The organism is Microbulbifer elongatus, from assembly GCF_021165935.1.
GTDB lineage: Bacteria > Pseudomonadota > Gammaproteobacteria > Pseudomonadales > Cellvibrionaceae > Microbulbifer > Microbulbifer elongatus.
This window is the reverse complement of sequence record NZ_CP088953.1, coordinates 1,024,490-1,046,364: the sequence shown is the minus strand read 5'-3', so window position 1 is coordinate 1,046,364 and position 21,875 is coordinate 1,024,490. Positions and strand designations below refer to the sequence as shown.

Sequence of the window (21,875 nt, the reverse complement as noted above, 5' to 3'; positions counted from 1 at the left end):
TCTATTGATTGCCAGCCGTCCCCCATGGTGGAAATACTGGCAATCATCGGAAAGACACCGCACAACGCTGACAGGGAATCCACATGTTGATGGGTAAGCGCACACTCGCCGCCATTGCACTGATCATCTTCGCGCTCTTTATGGCCGCCTGCGACAAACAGGCCTGCTACCGGGAGGGCAACAACAAGCGCAAACCACCAATGCCATTTGCCAGCGTGGTCAGCGAATTCGCGCCGGTGGCAGGCCTCGCTGGCGCCTATACCACCCTTCACTGAGTGCGCGCTCAGGTACGCTCATCCAGCAGCGCCGCGATCTCACGGTCGTTGAGACCGAACAGATACAGCGCCGCATCCAGTCCAAAGCCATCGATCGCCTGCGGCGCTTCGGCGCGCACCTTGGGCTTGGCGTGGAAGGCAATCCCCAGGGCCCCCAGCGACAACATCGGTAGATCGTTGGCTCCATCTCCCACCGCAATCACCTGATCCAGCGATAGATCCAGCGCTTGCGCAATCTCCTGCAGCAGCAGCGCCTTGCGCGCACCGTCCACAATCGGATCAATCACATTCCCGGTCAGTGCGCCGCCATCGAACTCCAGCTGGTTTGCGTGCACAAAATCCACCGCCAGATGGTTGTCGCGCAGGTAGTTGGCAAAATAGGTGAAGCCTCCGGAGAGAATCGCGCTTTTACAGCCCAGGGCACGCAGCGCCAGCAACAGGCGCTGGGCACCGGGCATAATCGGAATACGCGGGGCAATTTCTGCAAGACTCGCTTCGGTAAAGCCCTTCAGCAGCCCCATACGCTTGCGGAAGCTCTGCTGGAAATCCAGCTCGCCGCGCATGGCGGACAGGGTTATCTCCTCCACCTGGTCGCCAACGCCGGCGATCTTGGCCAGTTCGTCGATCACTTCCGCCTGAATCAGGGTGGAGTCCATATCGAAACAGGCCAGTTTCGGCGCGCGCTGGGTCTCCCCCGCCTGCAATACCAGTTCCACTCCCAGTGACTGGCCAAGGTCCAACAGCGCCATACGCGCGGCGGCGAAGGCGATATCGCCCTCCAGCTGGATGCGCACCACCTTGCAGTCGGCGCGGGCCGCCAGGATATCCAGGGCCACCGGGCTCCACTGGTCCGCGTTCACAAATGCGGCCAGTTGTTCCAGCTGCGCGGCCTCAATGTCTCCGGCAAGTACTGTCAGACACCAGGGAGCGGTTACCGCAGCGGGCTTTTCCGGCAGCGCCCGGGCGACGGGTAAAGCAAACGCGGACGCGCAGTGGGCGGCGAGAGATGCGTACTGGGAAGTGGGGGAGTTGGCGTCCATGACTGACTCTTGTTGACGGCAAAATGACCGGCCCGCGCGCAAAACCCGCGGAAACCGGAAGGAAATGGCCGCGCATTATAGCCCGGCGCGTTTTTTCGCTGAAGAAGTGGGATAAAATCAGCCGCTGTACCGCCAGCGAACCCATAACAAGATGAAAAACCTTCTCGCCAGCCTGTCCGGACTCTCTGCTAGCCTGCCCCAGTGGCTCGCCGGCCTGAGCCGCAACCAACAGCGCCACCTGCTCGCTGCCACCATCTGGCTGACCCTCGCCGGGTTCTGTGTCGCCACCCTGGGCCATGTCTACAGCCAGCAGTTATCCACAGCCCAGCTACGGGATCGCGCCAGCGCCCAGGCCGCCGCCAGACTGCTCGCCAGCCAGAGCCTGCAACAGATCGTCGCCGGTGACCGCATCAGCCTACAGTTGCTGGCCCAGCAGACCCTGGCGCTACCCGCCGTCTACGGCGTGACCATCCAGGACGTGGACTCCAGCCCGCTGGCGCAGACCGGTGAGCGCGACCGCGGCGAGATGATCACCGAACCGGTGGTTCTACACGACAGCTTCGCCGGCAGCGTCGCGCTGAATATCCAGCCCGGTTCCGAAGTCCACTACCCGTGGGCCAGCCTGTTACTGTGCCTGATTTTCGCCCTGCCGTTCAGCGCCGCCTGCGCGCTGGCTGTTACTCAACTGCTCGCTGCCGCACCTCAGCAGCGCAAGCCACTGCTGGTCCCCAAAGCCCAACCCAAGCCGCCCCCCGAAGTCACTGCCGGCCTCTACCTGCGCCCCCTGAACTGGGCCCAGCTGGGTAACCAGCTGTCGCGCAGCGCCCTGGACAACCTGCAAAGTGAACTGGAACAGCGCCTGCAGCTGCTCACTCGCATCTACGACGCCCGCCCGTTGCCGAGTGCCGGCCCATTCGTGGGTCTCGGCTTCGCCGGTGAAGACGCCGCCTTTCGCGCAGTATGCGCAGGCCTGCTCCTGCGTGGCCTGCAACAGTCCAGCCGCGCCACCGGCCTGCAACTGGCGCTGTCCGTATTGCCGGCAAAACCGGAGCAGTTCGATTTCAACGGCGAGCAACTGCTCAGTCAATCCCGCGGCCTGACCCTGCACCCGCAATTGCTGGACGACGAGTCGTTGGAAAATCGTATCCAGTGCCACACCACCAGCTGGGGTGCCGAGGTGACCGGGCTGAATCCGAAATTGCAACAGTTGCTGGATAATCAGTTGCAGCAGCTGGTTAGCACGTGAATCGCGAACGAAACCAGCTATTCAGTACATAGTCAGATGCGAAGGTGTCGATATCCGGTGCGGCACCACCTCTTCCTTTCGACAATTCCACTTATATCCCTTCCCCCCGTCATAACTTTTTAGTTGTTGATATTCATCGCAACGGGTCGTGATTGCTCCTGCGCCACCCTTTAATAACTTTCACTTGGGTTTCGAACCAGTTTCCCCGGTTGTCAACAGACATTCGCGACCGGTGCGTGGTTCGAAGGAAAGTAAGAAAGTTACCCGCCTGCGGGCGCGGAGGTTTTCATGAAGCGTTCACTCGGAGGACTCACCGGGGCATTGGGGGCAGCGGCACTGCTGACGCTCACCGGTTGCACCAGCATGGAGGACATGACGGGCACCACCACGGCCGTGAACCGGACCGGCGAATCTCCCGGTTATTACTCGGTGAAAGGCCGGTACTACCACTGCCACCAGAATGGGAAATGCCACAACGTGCGTAATCCCAGTTACTACCAGCGCGGCAGTGGCGACTATCGCCATGACCTGCCACACCACCGTGTCAACCAACCTCGCTGATCGCAACGTCCTCGTTGACCAGCCAATGAACCCGGTGCATCTAACTGCCCGCGTGAACGCGAACAGCCTCGCACCAGAAACCCGCATCGCGGAGGTCTCACATGAATCGCATAGTTAAAAAAGGCCTGCTGGCCTTAACGGTATTCGGCAGCCTGACCCTGGGCGCCTGTGTTTCAGATGGCTACTACAGCTCCAGCAGCACGGGTTATTCCACCTACCCGTACTCTCGCCCCTACGTATATCCATCGGGCAGCGTCTCCTTCTATTACTCATCACCGCGCTATTACCGCTACGGTGCCTATCCCCGTTACTACCGCGGTGGCTACTATCGCTATCATGGTCGCCACTACTACAACCGTCCAGGCTATCGTCCCGGTAAGCCCGGCTACCGTCCGCCGCACCACGGTCACCGCCCTGGTAAACCCGGACACCGTCCGCCCCACGCGTCTCATCGTCCGGGCCGTCCCGGTGGTCGCCCGCACCATGGTGGCGGTCGCCATCGCCGCTAACAGGGTGTATTGAAACCCTCACGATGAGAGAAGCCGCCTGCGGGCGGCTTTTCCCGTTTCATACCTTGGTCATACAGACCCGTATCTCCTCCCGCTGCTAGGATCTTCATAAATAAAAATGCATGTGGGAGTTTGCCGTGCACAAGGATTCATCACACGCCGTTCTAATCACCGGTTCCACCAGTGGAATCGGACTGGCCATGGCCCACTGTTTCGGGCGCGCCGGCTATCAGGTGATGCTACATGGCCTCGCCGACCAGGACAGTGCACAGGCTCTGCTGGCAGAATTTGCCCGCTATGGTAGCCATAACGGCTTCAGTGACGCCGACCTGTCAACCGAAGAAGGCTGTGCACAGCTGGTACGTGACACCCGGGAAGCGGTTGGCAACCCCTCGGTACTGATCAACAATGCCGGTATTCAATTCACCGCGCCTGCCCACGACTTTCCGGCACAGAAATGGCAACAGATTCTGTCGATCAATCTGAGTGCGGGCTTCTTTCTGAGTCGCGATCTGCTGCCGGCCATGCGCGCGGCCAATTGGGGTCGCATCATCAATATCGCTTCCGTACATGGCCTGGTCGCTTCCGAACACAAGGCGGCATACTGTGCGGCCAAGCATGGCCTGATCGGATTGACGAAGGTGCTGGCACTGGAAAATGCGGACTGCAACATCACTGCGAATGCAATCTGCCCGGGCTGGGTAGAGACACCGCTGATTCAACCGCAGATCGAAGCGATCAGCCGGGAACAGCAGCTCGATCTGGAGGCCGCGCGCGCCCAGTTGGTGGGCGCGAAGCAGCCGATGGCAAAGGCGAGCAGGCCAGAGGCGATTGGCGAGCTGGCGTTGTACCTGTGTGGCGATTTTGCCAGCACCATTACCGGTGCCTCTTTGCCGGTGGACGGTGGATGGACCGCGCAGTAGTATCCTTTGCACCCGATTCATTTCTTCTGCAGGGTGCTGCCGTGAATTATCAGTTGTTGATTGCCGACGATCATCCGCTTTACCGCGATGCTTTGGCCACGACCCTTTCCAGCCATTTCCCCAATGCGGATCTATTGCAGAGCGAGGATCTGGATTCGACGCTTGAGCGGCTTTCTCAATCCGAAGTGGATCTGCTGTTGCTGGATCTGAATATGCCGGGCAGTGAGGGTTTCTCCGGGCTTGCACGTATCCGCAATGATTTTCCGGCGGTGCCGGTGGTGGTAGTCTCGGGTAGCGACAAGCACTCGGTGATTCAGCAGGCGTCCAGCCTGGGTGCCAGCGGGTTTCTGTCGAAGACGGCGCGGCCCGATGAGATTCTGCAATGCATTGAGTCTGTGCTGGCGGGAGACCAGTGGTTCAGTGAGGAGGCTTTGCAGGCAGAGACTGAGTCGGCGCTGGCGGAGAAGTTAAATCAACTCACCCCACAGCAGTTGAAGATTTTTCAGATGATTGCCCAAGGGATGCTGAACAAGCAGATTGCTTACGACCTGGATATCACCGAGCCCACCGTTAAAAGCCATGTGACCGCGATTTTACGCAAGCTGGAGTTGCGGGATCGCAAGCAGCTGATTCGCGAGGCTCAGGCACTGATTCAACTCTGAGTCTGGTTTTTTACTTCGTAGCCTTTTTGTTCGGAGCTTGGTCCTTGGACCTGTGGCGGTGGATCACCGGGTGCAGGTTTTCAGGACCGCTGTGAACCCATCCCTGGGCGCTGCGGCGCAAACATCCTGTTTGCGACGCTCCTGAAAACCTGTACCCGGCACTCCACCTTCAATTTTGACCACTACACTCCGTAAGGGCATTTGTTGCTCACGAAGTAATGATGCCGAATTTAAGGGCAGGTGGCGGGGATCCGTTTTTGAAAGCGTCGGCGACAGGGACGTCGCCGACGCAGCGTACATGGATGTATTCACAGCGGTTTCAAAAACGGATACCCGGTGCCTGGCCGCCACATTAGAAGACCAGAGCACCAAACCCATACCACTGAGCTAAATCCCCTGAAGATACTCAGCAACGTGACGATAAACCCGACCACATGCATCGGGAACAATATTTTCGATATTCAGAAAAGCGTGGATCATATCGTCAAAGTGCAGATGCTCGGCATTGGCACCACCGGCGCGCACTTTCTTTACATATTCCACACCTTCATCCCGAAGCGCGCAGAATTCCGCGGTAACTATCAAGGTAGCTGGCATGTTATTGGTGAACTCGCCGTGCAACGGAGATACCTGGTAGGGATTATCACCACCTTGCAGATAGTTTTCGAAATACCAGAGAATTTTTTCTCTCTCCAGTAAATAGCCGCGCCCATTTTCTTCGATGGACGGTGCCTGCATGGTGTAGTCGAGGCTGGGGTAGATCAAAACCTGGGCATCGATGGTATGGGCCTGGTGCTGCAGGATTCGCGTAGCGCTGGCAACCAGAGCGCCGCCACCGGAATCGCCCATCAGAATCCAGCGGCCATTGTGGGGAATTTTTTTGCGATCCAGAGCTTCGCCGAGGTTGCGCACCACGTTGATCAGGTCATTCAACGCTGCAGGATAGGGATTTTCCGGAGCCAAGCGATACTCCACAGAAATGACATTGCGCCGGCACGCATCGGCGACACGGCGGCAGATTGGGTCGTAAACGGAAACGCTTCCCGCCATATGGCCGCCGCCGTGACAGTAAATAATGGATGCTCCTTCGGTCACAGCTTCCGGCTGGTAAATACGCACCGGCACGGAGTATTCCCCACCCTTGACCACGGTATCCGCCACCGTCATCTCCGGACCCGGCTCGACAAAATTGCGGGTCAGGTTGGCGAGGCTTTCGCGGGCATTGACCGGGGTTGCTTCAAAGCCAGCAGCCTTCAGTTGCGCGACCTGGGCATTCACCGCCACCAGCCACTCCGCCAATTTTGGATCAAGCCGTCGCATTGTCCGCCTCCAGATTTTCCAGTTCGGATTTTTTACCGCTTTCCGGCAACAGGAAAGAGAACACGAACAGGGAAGCGGAACAGGCCACCGCGAAGTAGGCAGCGGTTGCCGGTTCACCAGTGAAATCCGCGAGCAGGCCGGCGGCGTACATCAACACGGTTTCCACTCCGTAAGAAATAGACCAGAACATGGCGAAGGTAACGGTGATTTTTGCCGGGGTCATGCCAGGCAGCTCCTGCGGCAGGGTAACCAGCGCCGTCATCGGCAGGAACATACAGAAACCAGCCAGGGCGGCGGCGGTGTAGGCGATCAACGGGTCGCGGCTGGTGACCATCAGCGCCGCAAAGACCACCAGGGCAAGACCACCGAAGCGCAGCACCGGCAGGCGCAGTGCGTAGCGCTTGGTCACGATGATACCGGCCACGGTGCCGACCATGCCGGCGGCAATCATCACCGCAGAAAGGTGGTGGCTAGCCGCCGCAAACCCATCGATCAGCGGGAAGAGTGCAAATACCGCGATATAACAAAAAAGTACCCCGCAGTAGGCCAGGGGCAGCCACCAGTTAAATCCTTCTTTACAACCCTCCGCGAAACCGTATGTTTCCGCAGGCCTATCGCCACCGCCGGAGAGCGGAAAATTTTCCGCAGTCAGCCACCACAGCACCCCCAGCGCCAGCACCATCACGCCGTACAGCACCACCACAGACTGCCAGCTACCCAGCCAGCTCAACAGCGCGGTCGTGGTCAGCAGGGCCAGCAGGTTGCCGGTATTGAATGCGGCGGCGTTGATGCCGTTGATCAGCGGGCGCTCCTCGGCGGCAAAATAGTGCAGAACCACCGGGGCGAAATACACAATAGCGAGGGCACCGCCCAGGCCCAGGGCCAGACGCGACATCAGCCAGGCACCGTAGCTACCCGCCAGCGCACCGAAACCGCCGGCGGCAATCAGCAGGATGGCGATGGCAAAGGCGCGCTTGGCACCGAGACGCATCAACAGGGCGGCGGCGGCGAGGTTGCCGACAATTTTGGCAATGGTGATGACATTGCTGCCCCAGGTAGCGTTGGCAAAGCCTTCCTCACCAAAGGAAGACTGGATTGCCGGAGTGAGGATAGCCCCCGACACCCAGCTCGCGGCGAACAGCGCATAGGCGCTGAACATCAGTATTTCCAACAGGTATTTTTTCATTATTTGTTGCACCGCTTTGCTCGCCTGCAAGGCAGGCGAAGGACTATTTTCGTTATTCAGTAACAGAGTGCGCGCACCACATCCCCACCGCTATACGACCTTGGTCGCAGGCTCCACCGGGGCGCGCTCGCGGGTTTTCTGCCGCTGCTGGAGCAGTGCGCGCAGGGCCGCCGGGCGCAGGGGTTTCTGCAGAAACTGCCAACCGGCGTTGTGAGCGCGGGTCTTCACCGTATTGGTGTTTTCCGCAGAGATAATCACGCAGGGGATGCCACCGCCCCAGCGCGACATCAACTTGGCAGCGAGGTCGAGCCCGTTGTCGCCGTCGTCCAGGTGGAAATCCATCAACAGCAGGTCCGGTTCGTCAGCCGCCAATGCTTCCGCGCGATTGCGCGCGCAGTGCACGGTGCACCCCCAGCCACCCAGCAGTGCACTCATCGCCTCCAGTATTGATGGCTCGTTGTCCACGCACAGCACACGCAGGTCCAGCCTGGCGCCGCGGCCCGGTACGGTCGCGATAGCCGGGCGAGTATCCGCACGCGCGGTGGCGCGGGGCAGGTGTACGCGGAAGACACTGCCGCGACCGGGAACGGAAGACAGGCTGATGGGGCTGTTGAGCAGCCGGCACAACCGCTCCACCGTGGCGAGACCGAGGCCGTAACCGTGCTGGCGGGCGGCATTGTCCGACTCCTGGGACGTCAGCCGGCAGAATTCACGGAAAATCGCCTGCTGCTGCTCGCGGGCGATGCCCTCTCCGGTATCCCACACTTCCAGGGAGATATCCGCACCGCGCCTGCGCGCCGCGACCAATACGCCACCGCGCGCGGTGTATTTCACCGCGTTATCCAGCAGGTTCTGCACCACCCGGCGCAGCATTTTCTCGTCACTGTGCACCCACAGGTGACAGCGGCGATAGCGCAGGCGAATACCGCGGCTGCCGGCGGCCACCCGTGCCTGGGCCACGGCGTCATCGAGTATGCTGTCGAGGGATACCGGGGCGAAACTGGGGCGAATATCCCCCGCATCCATGCGCGCAATCTGCAGCATGTCGGTAATCAGCTGTTCCGCAGAGGCCAGGGCGCGATCCGCGCGGGTCAGCAGCTGCCGGCTATCCTCCTCCAGCGGGTGGGCTGCCAGCGCATCGATAAACAGCCGGCTGGCATTCAACGGCTGCACCAGATCGTGACTCGCGGCAGCGAGGAAGCGAGTCTTGCCGGCACTCGCCGCCTGCAGCTCCCGATTCAGTTCCTGCAGTTCATCGTTTACCGCCTCCAGCTCGGCAGTGCGGTGCGCTACTTTCTGCTCGAGGGAATTGCGGATTTCGGTGAGCTCGCCCAGTGCCCGCTGGTAATCGGAAACGTCGGTGTAGGTTGTTACAAAGCCGCCCCCGGGCAGGGGGTTGCCGCGAATTTCCAGCACGGTGCCGTCGGTGCGATTGCGCTGTACCCGGTAGGCGGTGCCATTGCGCAGATGTTCCACCCGTTTCTGCACGTGGGTTTCCACATCACCGGGGCCACATTCACCGCGACTGGCGTTGTAGCGCACCAGCTCCGCCACCGGGCGCCCCACATAAATCATCTCCGCAGGGTAATGAAACAGCGCCAGATAACGGCGGTTCCAGGCCACCAGATTGAGATTGGCGTCCACCACCGAGATCCCCTGGTCGATATTGTCGATGCTGCTCTGCAGCAGGCCGCGACCGAACTGATAAATGTCCGAGGCCTGCTCCAGCTCCTCGGCGGCGCTTTCCGGGGCACTCAGCTGGCGCACCAGGCGCTGGGCGGTAGTGCTGCCAACAATGCCTGCGAGAATTTTTTCCACCGCTTCGCGGTAGCTTTGGGAAGAGTCGCCAGCGCCGCGGCCAGTCGGTACATCGCCACCACTCTGCCCCAGAGGGGCCAGGGCGCGGGCCGCTGCATCCTCACCGACGAAGCGCGCCAGTAACTGGCGCAGACGCGCCCTGTCCACCGGCGCGGTCTGCTCGCCGCTGCCACCGGGCAGCCAGCGCGACTGCAGCACGGATACCCCAACCAGGGTAAGCCCGTTGAGGCCCAACCCGAACACGCAACTGGTGGTCAGCGCATGCCACTCGAGCCCCAGTGTCATCGCCACCAGATCCACCTGCCCCAGCGCTGCGGGCAGCGCAGACACCGCCCACACCAGTGCCCCGGCGAGCAGGCCCGCAATCACCCCCAGCGGGCGCAGCTGTGGCCAGCGCGCGGGCCAGGTCACCGCGGCGATCATGGAGGGCGCCAGCTGCGCCGCCAGGGCCAGAGACAGCAGGCCGAATGTCCCCAGGCTCACCCCGGAACCAATCAGCTCGCTGACTCCGAACGCCGCCAGCATCAACAGACCGATAATGACCCGCCGCACCCGGCGCAGATCGCTGCCCAGCGCCACACCGGCGGGGCGCTGCTGCAGGCGTTTCAGCCACAGCGGCACCACCATGGTATTGGCGATCATCGTGGACAGGGCGATGGTGGCAATGATGACCATACTGGAGCCCGCAGACAGGCCACCGATAAAAGCCAGTAAAGCCAGCCAGGCGGAACCGCTCTCCAGCGGTATTCCAAGAACAAAACGCTCGGCATTGGTGTAGCTCTCGGGCAGCCACAGCAACCCGCCATACCCCACCACCAGAACCGCTGCCGATACCAGCGCCAGGTACACGGGTATCAACTTGCGCACCGGGCCGATATCCCGGTCGCTGTCGCTTTCGATCATCAGGATATGAAACTGCCGTGGCAGGCAGAAGATCGCCGCCATTCCCAGCACCACCACGGCAAAGTAGCCGGTGTCCGACGGGCGCGACGCCACCATTGCGGCCACCTGCTCGCTGGCCAGCGCACTGCGCGCCAGATCGGCAGTGCCGTCGAAAGCGGTGTAGAGGACGAACCAGGCCACCGCCACCAGTGCACCGATCTTGACCAGCGCTTCAAACGCCACCGCCAGCAGCATGCCGTTGCGGTGCACACTGCTGTCGATATGGCGGGTGCCAAACAGTAGTGCAAACAGCCCCAGAGTAATGCTTACCACGGCGGTGACCACAGAGGCACTGGTTTCCAGGGAGTTTTCACCGGCCCGGGCCAGTAGCAGGAAGCTGTCCGCGACCGCGCGCAGCTGCAGTGACAGGTAGGGCACGATGGCAACGACCGCCAGCAACGCCACCGCTGCCGCCAGCCACTGGGAACCGCCGTACTGGGCACTGATAAAGTCGGCGATGGAGGTGGAGCCCTGCTGCTTGGACAGGCGCACGAAGCGCATCAGCAGCGGGGCGCCAAAAATCAGCATCAGGCTGGCACCGACAAACGTGGGAGGCAGCATCCAGCCCTCACTGACTGCCTGGGCAGGCACACCGAAGAACATCCAGGCACTGGTATAGGTGCCGGCGAGTGCAAGCAGCAGGGGCTTGGCCGGGCGGATCCTTGCTACCGGCAGCCGATCTCCCCAGAAGGCGATGGCAAACAGCAACAACAGATAACTCAGGCCCACGGCGGCCAGCAGGGTAAGGCTGAACAATTGGCGCCTCATTCATTATTTTGTTTATTATGGACAGAGTAACTGATCGTGCGTTTTTTGTCCTGCCCCAGGGATACAACCATCGTCATACCTTGGTCTAGCAGGCAACCCCCCGCGCAGCCGATAGAGTGCAGATCCGAAACTCAGAAAATAACCATAAACCGATGATCGGAGAGAGCCATGCGCAATCCCATGAAATTCAACCCCTTAGCCGCAGGCATCATGCTCGCCTGCGGTGCATCCCTCGCCTACGCAGATCCCCAGCTGGAGGAAGTGACCGTGACCGCGCAGAAGCGCGAGCAGTCCATGCAGGAGGTGCCGGTGGCGGTATCCGCTATTAGTGAAGCTCAATTGATGGATAACGGCATTACCGATATGACCGAAATCCAGAAAATGTCCCCAAATACCACACTGCAGGTGAGCCGCGGCACCAACTCCACCCTGACCGCATTCATTCGCGGCATCGGCCAGCAGGATCCGCTGTGGGGCTATGAGCCGGGTGTGGGTATCTATATTGACGATGTCTACGTTGCCCGCCCACAGGGTGCGGTAATGGATGTGTTTGATGTGGAGCGCATTGAGGTACTACGTGGCCCGCAAGGCACACTTTACGGCAAGAACACCATCGGCGGTGCAGTGAAATATGTCACCAAGAAAATGACCGGTGACACTGAAATCTCAATTGGCTCCTCTCTCGGTAGTTACAATCAGCGCGACTTGAAGCTCAAGGCATCTACCGGCCTTACTGAAAATCTGAATATCGGCGCTGCGATCGCCAGCTTCAATCGCGATGGATTTGGCGAGAATGTCCGCACAGGAGAAGATCAGTACAACAAAGACATTCTGGCTGCTCGCGTCAGCCTGGAATACTCGCCAAACGAGGAATTGTTTTTCCGCTTTGCCGCCGACAAAACTACCGACAAATCTGCCTCCAAACACGGCCATCGCTTTGATCCAGGTGTGAATGGCGAACCCGTACTTGACAGTATTTACGATACTGAAACCAATTTGCCTTCAGACAACCTGGTTGAAACCAGCGGAATGTCACTCACGGCCGAATGGCAGGTTTCGGAAAGTGTGACTATTAAGTCTGTAACTGCAAGTCGCGAGGGCGACACAGAAACAGTTATCGACTTTGATAGTGTTAGCTCCGCCAGCTTTGACGTTCCTGCAGTTTATGATGACGAGCAGTTCACTCAAGAATTTCAGCTTATCTGGCAGGGCACAAATGCTGACCTCGTAAGCGGCTTGTACTATTACGACGGGACCGCTGCAGGCGGATACGACGCTGTTCTGGATCCGATCACCGTAGCCGTTAATGGTAGCGTAGACACTCAAAGCCTGTCCGCTTACGCACACTACAATTGGCAGTTCGCCGATCAGTGGAACCTGAACCTCGGTGGTCGCTACACCAAGGACGATAAAGAAGCGGATGTCTACAATGCGGTAGTTGGCGGTCTCGGTAGCGACCTTTCTCATGATAAATACTACGCGGACTCTCCAGACCCGATTGTCGCCGCGGTACGAACCGACTACACCAACAGTGATTCCTGGGGCGAGTTTACTCCTCGAGTAGGCCTAGACTATCAAGTCAGTGAAGATGCGATGGTCTATGCAACTTACAGCACCGGCTTTAAGAGCGGCGGCTTTGATATGCGAGGCGTAGCAACAGCAAATCCACAAACCACCGAAGGGTATGCTCCCGAAACCGTTGATACAGTTGAGCTTGGCTGGAAACTCGATCTTCTTGCCAACCGCCTGCGCCTGAACGGTGCGGTATTCCGCGCAGATTACACAGATATGCAGCTGACGACTCAACGTCTGCTTGAAGACGGCACGACAGCAGGCGACGTACTGAACGCAGGTAAATCCCGCATTCAGGGTATCGAACTGGAAGCTTCTCTCGCGTTAACTGACAGCCTGTCTGCCAACGCGAATCTGGGCTGGGTAGATGCTGAATTCGTTGAGTTCATTTCCGGCGGAGAAAATATTGCTGATACTCGCGACATGCAGAACACTCCCGACACTACTGCCATGGTTCAACTGAATTGGTCCCTGCCGGTTGCTGGCGGCGAAATGGTGGTCGTGCCTTCTGTGTCCTACCGCTCCGATACTCAGATTTTCGAGACCCCGAGCATTCTCGACCAAGAGGGCTACACCCTCGTCGATATGACCGCAACCTATTACAGTGCGGACGGTAGCTGGAACCTGGGGCTTCAGGGCAAAAACCTGACAGACACCGAATATCGGATTGCTGGCTATGACTTTGGGCCGAGCTTGCAAACAGCATTCTACGGCGCGCCCCGCACTATCGCCCTCACAGGTAACTACAACTTCTGAGTACCGTCACAGTCATCATCACAGACAGGTACATTGCATGATTCATGCTAAGTCATCGCATGTTCCACTTGGGGCCCTCTGGGCCCCTTTTTTGTTTCCGGTGACGACAATTTCTACCCCGCTTGACGCGCTTTTTCTGTTCCCGGCGCGGGAATTATTAAATTGGCGCGCAATTTCACACTTTGGCGGCAACGTCTTCTAATCTGAAAGTGAGGGCGGCAGTGACGCCGCCTCTCGAACCAGCCATTGAGGTATCCGCGTGCAGAAATTGCGTAGTATTCTGCTAACGGCGGCCATAGCGACAGGAGTTGTTGCCGGTTGTACTACAACCGCGCCCACGGAGAATCACACAAATCGCGCCTTCAGCAGCGCCGTTCCACCACACATGAACGCCGCACATTTTTCCGTGCGGTCCTCTGACCGAAGGCCCCGCAGCAGCAGTCGCGAGGCCCCTCGCACCCTAAATGTCAACGGCACTCGCTTCCGTTGCTTTGAACAGGAGCTCGACTCCAAGGTTGTGGTGCGCTGTGTGCGCAAGCCCTGACACCGACCCGCCTCACTGGCGGGCCCCGGCGCGCGCGCTCTCCTCATCCTGTGACGATTTCCGCCACAAGCTGTCGCCTGAATCCACTCGAATGGACAGCAGGTGACTAAGCTTGGTCTATCTACACGGACGTGGGAAGGAGACACACGAATGAAAAAACTGCTACCGGTATGGCTTTTCGGGCTCGCCCTGGTGGTTGCCGGGTGTATGAATATGGGCGGTAAAGACTCTGGCCCCGCCCAGACCCCGGGCAGTGTCTCCAGTGTTTGCGGTGAAAAATGGCAGATGCGCCTGCTGCGCATCAATGGACAGGCCATCCCCGTGGACCAGCCACAGGAGTTCACCTTCCTGTGCAACAGCGGTGGGGAAGCCATGGGCAAGAGCGGTATCAACACCTATCGCGGCGCCATGCAGATCACCGCCAACGGCCAGATTCTGTGGGATACCGGCAGCTTTGCCTCCACCAAAATGGCCGGCCCGCCACAACTGATGGAGCAGGAAACCCAGTATCTGAGCGCGCTGGCCGGTACCACGCAAGCCTTCGTGAAAAGTGGTGGTGGCCGCCTGATCCTGCGGGACGCTTCCGGCGACCGCTATATCGAATACATCAAGGCAGGTAACTGAGGGCCGGCAATTTCCCGCCTGAGTCACAGATCTCACCCGCGCTTTGCGGTTTAATACCGCAAACGGCTACCGGATAGATCCGATGTACTTCTCGCACCGCTCACCCCCGCCATCAACGTCCGCCTACCGGTCGGGTCGCGCACTCGGTGCGCTGCTGGCCGGGGTCCTGTTGAGCGCAGTGTTCCATTCCGGCTGTTCCTCTTCCTCCCAGCGGGCTTTGGCCAACCAACCCATGGCACCCGGTGAGATCTGTAATTATCAGTGGATACTGCACGGGATCAGCGTGGATGGCCGCGAACAGAAATCCCGCCTGTTCTGGCAGAAAATGGTTCGTGACCGGCCCTACCTGACCTGTGACAAACTGGGCTTTGTCAGGGGCAGCGCCGGTTCCAACCCCTACCTCGGCAAGTTCGACCTGGCCGACGATGGCTCGATCGAGTGGATCAAGGCCCCGAAAATTTCCCGCATGGTGGGCCGCAAAGACAGCAGCGAACTGGAAAAGGACTTTCTGAAAGCGCTACCGCGTATCAATCGCGCCAGCGTCGCGGGCGACATATTGACGCTGCAGGGCGGCGAAGGCACGCGAATAGAATTCAAACAGACCGGTGAATTACCCCGCCCTTCCCGTTAGCCTCGCTCGTTATGTACGAACAGTAGATTTCAGCTGACACAACGAAAAAAGGCGGCCATAGGGCCGCCTGAAGAACCATTCAAGAAGGGGCCCGGTTCGCAACTGCGAACGCGAGTCCAATCCTCCAAGTGGAGGTACTTCCAAACTCGGAAGCAAAAATCACCAATAATCATTGGTGCGATGCAAAGAGAGAAGAACAACGAAAACAAGTCAGTTGCGCGATGAAACAACCGGACAAGCAAAATTTCGTTGTGGGAGTAATGTAGTTGCCTAACGTGACAAACTGATTACGTAACAGGAATTTTTCCCATTACCCGGTAATTTTTTTACACAGCGACCGGGGCAGGGGCGAGGCACGGTTACGGGCGGGAGCGACGCTGATGCTGTTCCAGGTTCTGCTGACGCTTGCGCTCGCTTTTTCCCAGCAGCAGGTACGTCGCCCCCAGCCCACCGTGCTGCTTCTGCGCGCTGTGAAACGCGAGCACCTCATCCAGTTGCGGTAGCCACGCATTGACGCAGCTTTTCAGCATCGCCGGTGTCTTGCGCCCCTCACCCTTGCCGTGGGTGACCAGAGCGCAGCGCACATCGGCCTCCACACAATCCCGCACAAACTGGTAGAGCGCACTGCGCGCCATTTCCACGGTGTGGTTGTGCAGATCGAGCCGTGCGTCCACGGTGTATTTCCCCAGGCGCAGATTGCGATAGACACCATTCTGCACCCCGTCGCGCTTGAACTCGATGGGGTCGAAGGGTTCCACCGGTTCCACATACTCACCACCGAGGGGATTCAACTCACGGTAGGTCTGTGCGGTCGCGGCCTCGCGCCGAGCGCGCTGGTTGAGAGGGTCTTTGGTGGATTTCTTCGGGGCACTGTGACGCTGCCTGGGGGACAGAGGCTTTACATCGCCCAGGGCGCCCATGGCACCGCGAAAATCGTCCAAATCGGTCATCTCCACAATCCCCCAATTACCACTGATACCGGCTGGGTCAGGGATCGAGGAACAGATCCACTGCCAGTTCGCCAGCCTTGGCGGGATTGTGCGCATATTGGGTGAAATCTTCCACCCCCCGTTCGTGTAGCAGGGTCTCGTCTATCAGCTGGGCACCATTCAGACCCTGGTTGTCGGTAATCAGCACCTCGTAGGCGGCGTCCGCCATGACCATGGGTTTGCGACTCTGCTGAAACATCTCCCGGTTGCCCACGGCAAATTCGATGGCCGCTGTGGCGACCAGGGTCCGGGGCCAGAGGGTCGCCACGCTGATGCCGGTTTTGCCCAACTCTTCCGCCAGCCCCATGCTGAGAATGGTCATGCCGAACTTGGACAGGGCGTAAGGGGCGAAGGGGCCAAGCCAGCGAGGTTCCAGATTGAGCGGTGGCGACAGGCTGAGAATGTGCCCGCACTGGGACTGTTTGAGGTAGGGGATGGCCAGATGCGCAGTCAGATAAACCCCGCGGGCATTGATATCCATCATCAGATCGTAACGCTTGGGCGGGGTGGCCTCGACATTGGTGAGGTTGATGGCACCGGCGTTGTTGATCACGGCATCGATGCCGCCGAAGGTATCGGCGGTTTTCTTGAGGGCATCTGCCACCTGCTCCTCTTCCCGCACATCGACCTGCATGGGCAGTGCCTTGCCGCCGGCAGCTTCGATCTCTTCGGCCACGGAGTATATGGTTCCGGGCAATTTCGGGTGGGGTTCGGCAGATTTGGCAGCGATGGCGATATTCGCGCCGTCGGCGGCACATTTGAGTGCGATTGCGCGGCCGATACCGCGGCTGGCACCGGTAATAAAGATGGTTTTGCCGCGGAGGGCGCCGGTGTTTTTGGTCAGGGTCGTTGGATCAGACATGGCGGCGCTCCCGAAATTGAAGTTTCAATCAGTAGGATAGAAACAAAAAGGCTCCCCTAGTCGAAACCAAGGGAGCCTTTTTTCACGATCGCTGTGCCTCTCAAGCGTCGGCTTTCTCGCCACCTTGTTCGGCGGCCTGCTGCTGTGCCTGCTGCAGAGCAGCGGCGAACAGGGCGTCGAAATTGATCGGCGGCAGCATCAGGGCGGGGAAAGAGCCCTTGGTCACTACATTGTCGACCACTTCCCGCGCGTAGGGGAACAGGATGTTCGGGCAGGCGGTGTTCAGTGCCTGGGCCAGCTGCTGCCCCTCCAGCCCCTTGATGCCGAACAGGCCAGCCTGCTGCACTTCCACCAGGAAAGCAGTCTCGCCTTCAACTTTGACGGTAATGGTCAGGGTCAGGGCCACTTCGTACAGATCTTCGTCGATCTTGGCGGTTTTGGTATTCAGTTCCTGGGAGACTTCGGGTTTCCACTGCTTCTTGAAAACCTCGGCGCCCATCGGAGTCTCGAAGGACAGGTCTTTCAGGTAGATGCGCTGCATCGCGAATTGTACTTGTTGTTGATCTTCGCCGTTTACCGCAGCGCCGTTTTGTTCTTCAGCCATGTTACAAGCCTGTTCACTCAATAATGTTTATTAACTGCCTTCCCTGAGAAGAAGACTCCCTGTATGGAATCTACTAATGGGGGCCTCGAAAAGCCCTTTCAAGGCACTATTCGGAAATTTCCCGGATCACAGGGACGCTTTTACGCCAGCAGTGAATCCAGCTCGCCACTGCGCTCGATGGCCATCAGCTCGTCGCACCCACCCACGTGGTGATCGCCGATCCAGATCTGCGGTACAGTGTGGCGCCCGGCCTTGGCGGTCATCTCGGCGCGCAGCGCGCGATCGCCGTCGACAGAAATCTCCGTATAGGGGACGTTTTTGTTGTCCAGAAGATACTTGGCACGAATGCAGAAGGGGCAGTAGCGGGTGGTGTAGATAACGACGTCTTTCACGACCGGATAACCTCTTTGCGTCACTGGAATCCAATAGGTTCAATATCGCTGCTGCGGGAACAGCAGCCCCTGTTAGCCCTTGCCTTTTACCAGCGGCAGCTTCTGGTTGGCCCACTCGGACATGCCACCCTCCAGGCGACGCACGTTGTAGCCGGCCTTCTTCAGCAGGCGCCCGGCGGGGCCGGCATGCTGACCCATTTTGTCCGCGAGGATAATGGTCTTCTCTTTATAGGGTGCCAGCTCGCCCATGCGGCCTTCGATCTCGCCGTGGGGAATGTGAATGGCATCCACAATGTGCCCGGCGGTAAAGTCCGAGCGATCACGCAGATCCACCACCCTGGCACCATCGCTGTTGATCAGCTGGGTCGCCGCGTGGGCCGATGCGGGTTTACCCGCCTTGATACGCTCGGTGATGGCCAATGTATAGATCAATGCCACCAACACACTCACCAGCAGCCACTGCTCGCTGATAAAGACGAAAAAGTCCACTTCGCCCCCGAAATTTCACAATTTGTTGTTTTGATACGGCCGCACCGCCGACTATGCGGTCAACCAGTTTACCGCCGCCGAGTGTAAAACTTCCCAAGGCAACGGTCTGAAGGCCGCGCAGTATACACGATGATGGCCACTTCTTAATCAGCCAATTGGGGCTGCTGTTTGGCCGCCAGTTAGAGGCAATCGCTGGGCAATTACTGACCTCGAGGGTACAAACAGGTTAAAATCCGCCACCTGCGGTAGTGCACCCCCAAAGTTTTCGCGTTCCGGCAATGATGCCGGAGGATATTCCGGCGACCCCGCTGCGACGCGCAGGTCGATCGCCGATAGCGCGACCAGACACACCAGCGATTCACACAGTTTTCACCGATATCCAACACAGGAATTCCGATCCCATGGCATCCGAGTCTTCGCCCAAGCGCCCCCTGGTACTGCTGATTCTGGACGGCTTCGGCCACAGTGAGCACAGCGAACACAACGCCATCGCCGCGGCCAAGAGCCCGGTGTGGGACCAGATCTGGGCCAGCCGCCCGAAAACCCTGATCGATACCTCTGGTATGGCCGTGGGCCTGCCGGAAGGGCAGATGGGCAATTCAGAAGTCGGTCACATGACCCTCGGCGCCGGCCGCGTCGTGTACCAGAACTTTACCCGCATCAACAAGGCGATCGAGGACGGCGATTTCTTCAAGAACCCGGCCTATACCGCCGCGGTGGACAAGGCCATCGCCAACGACGGCGCCGTGCACATTATGGGCCTGGCTTCCGAAGGCGGCGTGCACAGCCACGACGACCACATCGTTGCCATGGCCACCCTGGCCGCCCAGCGCGGCGCCAAGGCGGTGTATATCCACGCCTTCACCGACGGTCGCGACACGCCGCCGCGCAGTGCGGAAACCCCACTGGCACGCCTGACCCAGGTGTGCGACGCCCTCGGCACCGCACGTATCGCCAGTATTGCCGGCCGCTACTTCGCCATGGACCGGGACAACCGCTGGGAGCGTGTGCAGCCGGTCTACGATCTGATCACCCAGGGCAAAGCCGAGCAGCAGGCCGATTCCGCCCTGGCCGCTCTTGAGGCGGCCTACGCCCGCGACGAGAACGACGAATTCGTCGCCCCCACCCTGATCGGCGAACCCGCGCCGCTCAGCGATGGCGACGCGCTGATCTTCATGAATTTCCGCCCGGACCGCGCGCGCCAGCTGGCCCGCGCCTTTACCGAAGCGGACTTCGACGGTTTCGAGCGCGCCGCCACACCGAAGCTGGCGGATTTTGTGATGACCACCGAATACGCCAGCTCCATCGACGCCACCTGCGCCTTCCCACCGGAAGCGATGGTGAACTCGTTCGGCGAATACCTGCAGAACCAGAACAAGACCCAGCTGCGCATCGCCGAGACAGAAAAGTACGCCCATGTGACCTTCTTCTTTAGCGGCGGACGCGAAGAGCCCTACAATGGCGAGGAGCGCATCCTGATCAAATCACCGGATGTGGCCACCTACGATCTGCAGCCGGAAATGAGCGCACCGGAAGTGACCGACAAACTGGTCGCCGCCATCGAAAGCGGTAAGTTCGATGCGATCATCTGCAACTACGCCAACGGCGACATGGTGGGACACACGGGCGTATTCGAAGCCGCGGTTAAAGCGGTGGAAGCCCTGGATGGCTGCGTGGACCGCGTGACCAAAGCCGCTCTGGCTGCCGGTGGCGAGGTGCTGATCACCGCCGACCACGGTAATGTGGAAGAAATGTTCGACGCCGGTTCCGGCCAGGTGAGTACCCAGCATTCCACCCTGCCGGTACCCTTTGTGTACGTGGGCGAGCGCGACGTGACCATGCGCGACGGCGGCAGCCTGGCAGATGTGGCGCCGACGATGCTGGCCCTGATGGGCCTGCCACAGCCGGTGGAAATGAACGGCGAGCCGCTGGTCAAAATCAACTAACCGGGACGCGCCCGCGCTGCGGGCGCTCTCCCCAAGCGAGATCAAGCTGACACGATGAAACTTTCGAGCATGAAGTTCTCCGGGGTTCTCCTCGCCGCACTGCTGTCGCTGGCCCTGGCACCCGCTTGCTTGGCACAGTCCAGCGATGAACAGCAGCAGGCGCGGCTGGCGGAAATCAAACAGCGGATCGAGACCCTGCAGCAGGAGCTGAATCAGGTCAAAGGCGAGCGCGACCAGCTGCTCAAGGACCTCGAGGCCAACGAGAAGGACATCTCGGAGCTGTTGCAGCGCATCGACAAGATCAAATCCGACATGCAGTCCCGCGGGGAAAAACTGCAGGAACTGAAGCAGGAGCAGCAGCAGCTGCAGGAATCCCGGCGAAGTATGCAGCGGCGGGTCGAGCAGGAAGTCGCCGCCGCTTACCGACTCGGACGCCAGGAGCAGATCAAGCTGCTCCTCAATCAGCAAGATCCTCAGCACATCGCCCGCCAACTCCGCTACCACGACTACTTCCTCAAGCAACGCAGCCGCGTTATCGAAGACTACGTTTCCACCCTCGATCAGCTCGCCACCGTCAGTAGCGGAATTGAACGGGAGCAGGACACCCTCGCCCGCGAGCGCGACCAGCTGGAAGAAAAGCGCCGCGCCCTGGTGAGCGCCCAGAATACCCGCCAGCGCACCCTGGACAAGCTCGCCCGTCAGCTCGCCAGCAAAAGCGGCGAACTGGACCAGCTCAACAGCGATCGCAGCCGCCTGCAACGGCTGGTGGATGAAGTCGGGCGGGCCATTGCCAGCCTGATCAGCCCCAGTGATGACACCCCCTTTGCCAAACAGCGCGGGCGCATGCACTGGCCCACCAGCGGCCGCCGCGCCAATGCCTTTGGGCAGCGCCGCGCCAACGGCATCACCTGGACCGGAGTCACCCTGCGCGCCAGCGAAGGCGCACCGGTGAAGGCCATCCACCGTGGCCGCGTAGTGTTTTCCGACTATCTGCGCGGTCAGGGCATGCTGATCATCCTCGACCACGGTGATGGCTATATGAGCCTCTACGGCCACAACCAGTCGCTCACCCGCGCCATCGGCGAATGGGTAGAGCGCGGCGATACCATTGCCAAGGTCGGTAACACCGGCGGCATGAGCCAGCCCGGTCTGTATTTCGAAATCCGCCGCAATGGCAAGCCACAGGACCCCACCGTCTGGTGCCGGGGTTAGCTAC

General features: G+C 59.7%; 20 protein-coding genes. 11 read left to right on the top strand and 9 right to left on the bottom strand.

Annotation, left to right across the window (positions count from 1 at the left end; translation table 11 throughout):
• The first annotated feature begins 89 nt into the window (after positions 1-89).
• A complete protein-coding gene (locus tag LRR79_RS04360; protein ID WP_231759187.1) occupies positions 90-275 on the top strand; it encodes a hypothetical protein in 186 nt (61 codons plus the stop codon).
• Positions 276-283: 8 nt separating this feature from the next.
• Here the strand turns inward: LRR79_RS04360 and serB are convergent, their stop codons facing one another.
• Positions 284-1,315, bottom strand: coding sequence for a phosphoserine phosphatase SerB (serB, locus tag LRR79_RS04355; RefSeq protein ID WP_231759186.1), 1,032 nt, complete (start codon positions 1,313-1,315; stop codon positions 284-286).
• A 151-nt stretch (positions 1,316-1,466) separates the two neighbouring features.
• Here serB and LRR79_RS04350 point away from each other — a divergent pair, with 151 nt between their 5' ends.
• The 5 genes from LRR79_RS04350 to LRR79_RS04330 all read left to right on the top strand — a co-directional run bounded on the left by LRR79_RS04350 (position 1,467) and on the right by LRR79_RS04330 (position 5,216).
• Positions 1,467-2,561 (top strand): hypothetical protein, encoded by a 1,095-nt coding sequence (locus tag LRR79_RS04350; RefSeq protein ID WP_231759185.1) that lies wholly within the window; start codon positions 1,467-1,469, stop codon positions 2,559-2,561.
• 288 nt (positions 2,562-2,849) lie between these two features.
• Positions 2,850-3,122 carry a hypothetical protein gene (locus tag LRR79_RS04345; protein WP_231759184.1) on the top strand — a complete coding sequence of 91 codons (273 nt, stop codon included), beginning with the start codon at positions 2,850-2,852 and terminating at the stop codon, positions 3,120-3,122.
• 101 nt (positions 3,123-3,223) lie between these two features.
• Positions 3,224-3,631, top strand: coding sequence for a hypothetical protein (locus tag LRR79_RS04340; RefSeq protein ID WP_051687295.1), 408 nt, complete (start codon positions 3,224-3,226; stop codon positions 3,629-3,631).
• Between the two features lie 137 nt (positions 3,632-3,768).
• The gene (locus tag LRR79_RS04335) at positions 3,769-4,554 is read left to right on the top strand and encodes a 3-hydroxybutyrate dehydrogenase (RefSeq protein ID WP_231759183.1); all 786 of its coding nucleotides are present in this window, start codon (positions 3,769-3,771) and stop codon (positions 4,552-4,554) included.
• Positions 4,539-5,216: a response regulator gene (locus tag LRR79_RS04330; protein WP_231759182.1), complete on the top strand. Its 678-nt coding sequence runs from the start codon at positions 4,539-4,541 to the stop codon at positions 5,214-5,216. The genes LRR79_RS04335 and LRR79_RS04330 overlap by 16 nt, the downstream gene beginning before the upstream one ends.
• Positions 5,217-5,603: 387 nt before the next feature.
• Here LRR79_RS04330 and LRR79_RS04325 read toward each other — a convergent pair whose 3' ends face one another.
• The 3 genes from LRR79_RS04325 to LRR79_RS04315 form a co-directional block, all read right to left on the bottom strand.
• Positions 5,604-6,536 (bottom strand): alpha/beta hydrolase, encoded by a 933-nt coding sequence (locus tag LRR79_RS04325; protein ID WP_231759181.1) that lies wholly within the window; start codon positions 6,534-6,536, stop codon positions 5,604-5,606.
• Positions 6,523-7,722 carry an MFS transporter gene (locus tag LRR79_RS04320; protein WP_231759180.1) on the bottom strand — a complete coding sequence of 400 codons (1,200 nt, stop codon included), beginning with the start codon at positions 7,720-7,722 and terminating at the stop codon, positions 6,523-6,525. The genes LRR79_RS04325 and LRR79_RS04320 overlap by 14 nt, the downstream gene beginning before the upstream one ends.
• A gap of 90 nt (positions 7,723-7,812) precedes the next feature.
• The gene (locus LRR79_RS04315; RefSeq protein ID WP_231759179.1) at positions 7,813-11,250 is read right to left on the bottom strand and encodes a hybrid sensor histidine kinase/response regulator; all 3,438 of its coding nucleotides are present in this window, start codon (positions 11,248-11,250) and stop codon (positions 7,813-7,815) included.
• Between the two features lie 168 nt (positions 11,251-11,418).
• Between LRR79_RS04315 and LRR79_RS04310 the strand changes: the two genes are divergently transcribed.
• The 3 genes from LRR79_RS04310 to LRR79_RS04300 all read left to right on the top strand — a co-directional run bounded on the left by LRR79_RS04310 (position 11,419) and on the right by LRR79_RS04300 (position 15,377).
• The gene (locus LRR79_RS04310; protein ID WP_231759178.1) at positions 11,419-13,578 is read left to right on the top strand and encodes a TonB-dependent receptor; all 2,160 of its coding nucleotides are present in this window, start codon (positions 11,419-11,421) and stop codon (positions 13,576-13,578) included.
• A 694-nt stretch (positions 13,579-14,272) separates the two neighbouring features.
• Positions 14,273-14,746, top strand: coding sequence for an META domain-containing protein (locus tag LRR79_RS04305; protein WP_231759177.1), 474 nt, complete (start codon positions 14,273-14,275; stop codon positions 14,744-14,746).
• Positions 14,747-14,924: 178 nt separating this feature from the next.
• On the top strand, positions 14,925-15,377 hold the full coding sequence (locus LRR79_RS04300; RefSeq protein WP_231759973.1) for an META domain-containing protein: 453 nt from the start codon (positions 14,925-14,927) through the stop codon (positions 15,375-15,377).
• A 359-nt stretch (positions 15,378-15,736) separates the two neighbouring features.
• Here the strand turns inward: LRR79_RS04300 and smrA are convergent, their stop codons facing one another.
• The 5 genes from smrA to LRR79_RS04275 form a co-directional block, all read right to left on the bottom strand.
• Positions 15,737-16,327: a DNA endonuclease SmrA gene (gene smrA, locus LRR79_RS04295; protein ID WP_231759176.1), complete on the bottom strand. Its 591-nt coding sequence runs from the start codon at positions 16,325-16,327 to the stop codon at positions 15,737-15,739.
• 37 nt (positions 16,328-16,364) lie between these two features.
• Positions 16,365-17,228, bottom strand: coding sequence for an SDR family oxidoreductase (locus LRR79_RS04290; RefSeq protein WP_231759175.1), 864 nt, complete (start codon positions 17,226-17,228; stop codon positions 16,365-16,367).
• Between the two features lie 100 nt (positions 17,229-17,328).
• Entirely contained in the window at positions 17,329-17,832 is a 504-nt protein-coding gene (gene secB / locus LRR79_RS04285) for a protein-export chaperone SecB (RefSeq protein ID WP_043320077.1), read from the bottom strand.
• A gap of 140 nt (positions 17,833-17,972) precedes the next feature.
• The gene (gene grxC, locus LRR79_RS04280; protein WP_231759174.1) at positions 17,973-18,224 is read right to left on the bottom strand and encodes a glutaredoxin 3; all 252 of its coding nucleotides are present in this window, start codon (positions 18,222-18,224) and stop codon (positions 17,973-17,975) included.
• A gap of 72 nt (positions 18,225-18,296) precedes the next feature.
• Complete coding sequence (locus tag LRR79_RS04275; protein WP_231759173.1) at positions 18,297-18,713, bottom strand: rhodanese-like domain-containing protein; 417 nt, start codon at positions 18,711-18,713, stop codon at positions 18,297-18,299.
• A gap of 401 nt (positions 18,714-19,114) precedes the next feature.
• Here LRR79_RS04275 and gpmI point away from each other — a divergent pair, with 401 nt between their 5' ends.
• Together gpmI and LRR79_RS04265 are read left to right on the top strand one after the other, a co-directional pair.
• Positions 19,115-20,659 (top strand): 2,3-bisphosphoglycerate-independent phosphoglycerate mutase, encoded by a 1,545-nt coding sequence (gpmI, locus tag LRR79_RS04270; protein WP_231759172.1) that lies wholly within the window; start codon positions 19,115-19,117, stop codon positions 20,657-20,659.
• A gap of 54 nt (positions 20,660-20,713) precedes the next feature.
• Positions 20,714-21,871, top strand: coding sequence for a murein hydrolase activator EnvC family protein (locus LRR79_RS04265; RefSeq protein WP_231759171.1), 1,158 nt, complete (start codon positions 20,714-20,716; stop codon positions 21,869-21,871).
• The last annotated feature ends 4 nt before the right edge of the window (positions 21,872-21,875 follow it).